Source organism: Mycobacterium sp. TH-M15 (assembly GCF_057473705.1).
The window spans coordinates 1-5,260 of the sequence record NZ_JBYCLB010000192.1 but is presented as its reverse complement, the minus strand read 5'-3'; the positions used below and the strand labels follow the sequence as shown (position 1 = coordinate 5,260).

The 5,260-nt window shown below is 72.2% G+C and carries 2 protein-coding genes; both read left to right on the top strand.

Features of this window, described 5'->3' with window-relative positions:
* On the top strand, nucleotides 1–414 hold a 414-nt coding region (locus tag AC2VNT_RS04560; protein WP_486945721.1), incomplete at its 5' end, for an acyl carrier protein.
* Between the two features lie 19 nt (nucleotides 415–433).
* Entirely contained in the window at nucleotides 434–5,188 is a 4,755-nt protein-coding gene (locus AC2VNT_RS04555; RefSeq protein WP_486945720.1) for an SDR family NAD(P)-dependent oxidoreductase, read from the top strand.
* The last annotated feature ends 72 nt before the right edge of the window (nucleotides 5,189–5,260 follow it).

Genomic DNA, 5,260 nt, shown 5'->3' with positions numbered 1-5,260 from the left:
GGTGGCGACGCGGATCACCCACCGGCCCGGGAGTGGTCGCAGCTGCCGGCCGAGGAGGTGCGCGGTGAACTCGAGATCGGGCTGCGGGCCATCCTGGCCCGTGAGCTGCGCATGCCGGTGGCCGAGCTCGAGCTGAACACCCCGTTCGCGGAGCTCGGCTTGAACTCGGTGATGGCGATGTCGGTCCGGCGCGGTGCCGAGCGGTTGGCCGGCATCGAACTATCGGCGACAATGCTGTTCGGGCACCCGACGGTCACCGCCTTGGCGGCGTACCTCGCCGGAAAGCTGTTGCCCGAGGGTGACCCCGACGACGACGCGGGGGAGCTGCCCGACTCGGCCGACACCGTGCTGAACGAGCTGCTCGGCGACCTCGACACCGTGCAGCCGAGTCCGGCTGGATGGGACGGAATCTGATGGGGATGGACTTTCGCGCATGACGACACCCTTCGACGAAGAGGCTATCCGTAACTGGCTGGTCGACTACCTGGTGACGAACATCGGCTGCAGCCCCGACGACGTCGACGTGGATGTGCCGCTGAACGACATCGGGGCGAACTCACGACACGCCGTGGTCCTCACCGGTGAGCTCTCCGAGTTGCTGGGCCGGCCGGTGTCGCCGGTGGAGCTCTGGGAGCATCCGACCATCGGCGGGTTGGCGCGGTTCCTCAGCGGGTCCGAACCGCAGGGCGACGCCGATCCGGTGGCCGACCCCGGCCGTCCCCGTGCCGACGAGCCGATCGCGGTGATCGGCATCGGGTGCCGCTTCCCCGGTGACATCGGCGGCCCGCAGGACTACTGGCAGTTCCTCTGCGACGGCCGGTCCGCGGTCGGCCAGGTGCCGCCGGAGCGCTGGGCGCCGTTCGACGACGGCTCACCCGAGACCGGGAACGCCATCGCCCACACCACCCGGTGGGGATCGTTCCTGACCGGCATCGACGAGTTCGACGCGGAGTTCTTCGAGATATCCAGCCGGGAAGCGGTCAAGATGGACCCGCAGCAGCGGCTGCTGCTGGAGGTGGCCTGGGAAGCGCTGGAGCACGCCGGGGTTCCGGCCAGCTCGCTGCGGATGTCACAGACCGGGGTGTACGTCGGCGCCAGCATCACCGAGTACGGCGTCTACGCGGCGACCGACCTGGCCGGCGTGGACGCCTGGAGCAACGCCGGCGCCGCCCTGAGCATCATCGCCAACCGGCTGTCGTACGCCCTGGATCTGCGCGGGCCCTCCGTCACCGTGGACACCGCGTGTTCGTCGTCGCTGGTGGCGCTGCATCTGGCCGCGCAGAGCCTGCGGATGCAGGACTGCGATACCGCCGTCGCCGCCGGGGTGAACCTGCTGATGTCGCCGGCGGTCTTCCGCGGCTTCGACCAGAGCGGCGCGCTGTCGGCGACCGGCGCCTGCCACGCCTTCGACGCCGCCGCCGACGGCTTCGTCCGCGGCGAGGGCTGCGGCGCGGTGGTGCTCAAACGGCTGGGTGACGCGCTGCGGGACGGCGACCGGGTACTCGCGGTTATCCGCGGTTCGGCGGTCAACCAGGACGGCCGCTCCAACGGACTGCTCGCCCCGAACCCGGCGGCGCAGATGGCGGTGCTGCGGGCCGCGTACGCCAACGCCGGCGTCGATCCGCAGGAAGTCGACTACGTCGAGGCACACGGAACCGGGACGCTGCTCGGTGACCCGATCGAGGCCCGCGCGATCGGCACGGTGCTGGGGCGCGGACGCCCGGAGACCGCGCCGCTGCTGCTCGGCGCGGTGAAGACCAATCTGGGCCACCTGGAGGCGGCGGCCGGCATGGCCGGTTTCATCAAGGCGGTGCTGGCGGTGGACCGCGGCGAGATTCCGCGGAATCTGCACTTCGCGCAGCCCAACCCGCATATCGACTTCGACCGGCTGCGGCTGAAGGTCGTCGCCGAACAACAAAGCTGGCCCACAACCCGGCATCCGCGGCGGGCCGGGGTCTCCTCGTTCGGGTTCGGCGGCACCAATGCGCATGTCGTCATCGAACAGGCGCCGACGGCCAAGGCGGTTCCCGGCCAGCCCGATCCGGCGGTGAGCACGCTGGTGGTGTCCGGACGGACTCCGGAGCGGATCGCGTCGACGGCGGCCGCGCTGGCGGACTGGATGGAGCGCGACGGCGCCGACGTGGCGCTACCGGACGTGGCCCACACCCTCAACCACCACCGCAGCCGGCAGCCGAGCTTCGCCACCGTCTGCGGGCGGGACCGCGCCGCTGTGGTGGCCGGACTGCAGGCGCTGGCCGCCGGGCGGTCGGCCGACGGCGTGGTCGGCCCGCACGCCGGACCGTGCGGCACCGGCACCGTGTTCGTGTACTCCGGTCAGGGTTCGCACTGGGCCGGCATGGGCCGCCGGCTGCTGGCCGAGGAGCCGGAGTTCGCCAGGGCCTTGGCCGCCCTGGAACCGGCGTTCGTCGAGCAGGTCGGCTTCTCACTCTGGCAGGTGATCGCCGGCGGCGAGCCGGTCAGCGGGGACGCCCGGGTTCAGCCGGTGCTGATGGGGCTGCAGCTGGGCCTGACCGAACTGTGGCGGTCCTACGGGGTCGAGCCGGACGCCGTCATCGGGCATTCGATGGGTGAGGTGACGGCCGCGGTGGTGGCCGGGGCGCTGAGCCCGGCCGACGGGCTGCGGGTGATCGCGGCCCGGTCGCAGCTGATGTCGCAGCGCGCCGGGCAGGGCGCCGTGGCGCTGCTCAACCTCGACGCCGAGGCGACCGAGAGGACGATCGCCGGCTATCCCGAGGTGAGCATCGCCGGCTACATCTCGCCGCGGCAGACGGTGGTCGCCGGTCCGCAGGCACCCGTCGACGCGGTGATCGCCGCGGTGAGCGCGGAGAACCGGTTCGCCCGCCGGGTCAACATGGAAGTCGCGTCGCACACCGCCCTGATGGACCCGATCCTGCCGGATCTGCGGGCCGCGTTGGCGGAGCTGAACCCGCGGACGCCCGGCATCCCGTTCCTGTCCACGGTCACCGACGAGGCCGGCCGGCTGGACGCCGAATACTGGGTGGCGAACCTGCGTCAGCCGGCCCGGCTGACCCTGGCGGTGGCCGCGGCCGCCGCCGAGCACACCACCTTCGTCGAAGTCAGCGCGCATCCGATCCTGACCCGCGCCATCGACGACACGTTGGAGTCGGGCGAGCACCATCACGCCGTCGGGACGCTGTGGCGCGACGGCGACGACACCGTCACCTTCCACACCAACCTCAACCGCACCTGCGTCAGCCGCCCGCCGCAGACCCCGCATCCACCGGAACCGCACCCGGTGCTGCCCAGCACCCCGTGGCAGCACACCCGCTACTGGGCCGAGGTCGGCCCGGCTCGCGGCGGGGCGGCCCGGCCGGTGGCGGATCGGACGGTGCCGAACGCCGGGGCGGTGCCGGCGGAGTGGTGGTACGACCTGACCTGGCCGACCCGGCCGGTGCCGGAGGTGTCGGCCGAACCGCGGGGCTCCTGGCTGGTGATCGCCGACGATGGCCTCGGCGCCGAGCTTGCCCGGGCGCTCGGCGGATCGACGGCGGTGCTGACGCCGTCGGCGCTGACCGCCGCGGCCGGGTCGACGCTCAGCGACGCGGTCGCCGGCGTGACGCACGTGCTCTACGCGCCGAGCGCCGGCTCGGAGCCGCTCGACGCCGGGCGCGGCTACGCGTTGTTCGACGCGGCCAGAATGCTCGGAACGACGCTGGCCGGGCGGGCCGCCGCGGCAACCGCACCGCCGCCGAAGCTGTATCTGCTGACCCGCAACGCGCAGCCGGTCACCGACGGCGACCGGGCCGACCCCGGCCACGCCGTGCTGTGGGGGTTGGGCCGCACCCTGGCGTTGGAGCAGCCGGAGATCTGGGGCGGCGTCGTCGACGTCGACGAGTCCGTGCCCGCCGTGGTGGTCGCGCGGTACCTGCTGGCCGAGGCGGCGGCGGGCGACGGGGAGGACCAGGTGGTCTATCGGGCCGGCGCCCGCCGGGTGCCCCGGCTGCAGCCCGGGTTCCCGGCGCCGCCGGCACCGGTCACCCTGGATCGCGCGGCCAGCCACCTGGTCGTCGGAGCGACCGGCAACATCGGCCCGCAGCTGATTCGGCAGCTGGCCGCGATGGGCGCCGGCACGGTGGTGGCGGTGTCCCGCAACCCGGGCACCCGCCTGGACGCGTTGGCCGACGAACTGTCCCGGGCCGGGACCACCCTGGTGACCGTCGCCGCCGACGCATCGGACGAGGCGGCGATGGGCGCGCTGTTCGATCGGTTCGGTGCGGACCTGCCCGAGCTGGCGGGCGTGTATCTGGCCGCCTTCGGTGGCGGCCCGGTCACCCTGGACGACATGACCGACGACGACGTCGTCGCGATGTTCCGTCCGAAGCTCGACGCGGCCTCGGTGCTGCACAACCTGTCGCTGACGCACCCGGTACGTTACTTCGTGCTGTTCTCGTCGATCTCCGGGCTGACCGGCTCCCGCTGGCTGGCCCACTATGCGGCGACCACCACCTTCCTGGACACCCTCGGCTACGCCCGCCGGGCCGCCGGCCTGCCCGCCACCGCGATCAACTGGGGGCTGTGGAAGTCGCTGACCGACACCCAGTCCGACGCCGAACGGCAGGTGACCCTCGACTCCGGGCTCGACCCGATGCCCGACGAGGTCGCCATCCAGGCGCTGGCCACGGCCATCGGTCCCGGTGCGCCGGCCCGGGCCACCGTCGTCGCCGCGGACTGGGTCAGGCTGGCCGCCGCGTACCGCACCCGGGCGGCGCTGCACATCGTCGACGAACTGCTCGTCGCCGACGGCGACGGCGGCGACTGTCCGTTCCAGCCCACCGCGTTGCGAGCGGCCCTGCGCGACACCGAACCGGCGCTCCGGCGTGAACTGCTACACGGCCACGTCACCGAACAAGTCGCTGCGGCAATGGGATTGGCATCGCCGCGACTGGTCGACCCGGTGGCCGGATTCTTCCAATCCGGCATGGATTCACTGATGAGCGTGACCCTGCAGCGATCCCTCTCGGAAAGCCTCGGCGAGACCTTGCCCGCATCCGTCGTCTTCGACTACCCGACGGTGGAGGCACTCACCGGCTACCTGGCCACCGTCCTTCCCGAACTGGTCGAGGCCGCCGAACCCGGAGACTCCGACGACTACGACGATCTCTCCGACGACGAACTGCTCCAGCAACTTTCGGAAAGGTTGGGTTGACGGCTGGTGGATTCTTCGGGGGTTTCTGGGTTGGATCGTCGGGCGGTTGTTGCTGAGGCGTTGCGCCGGATT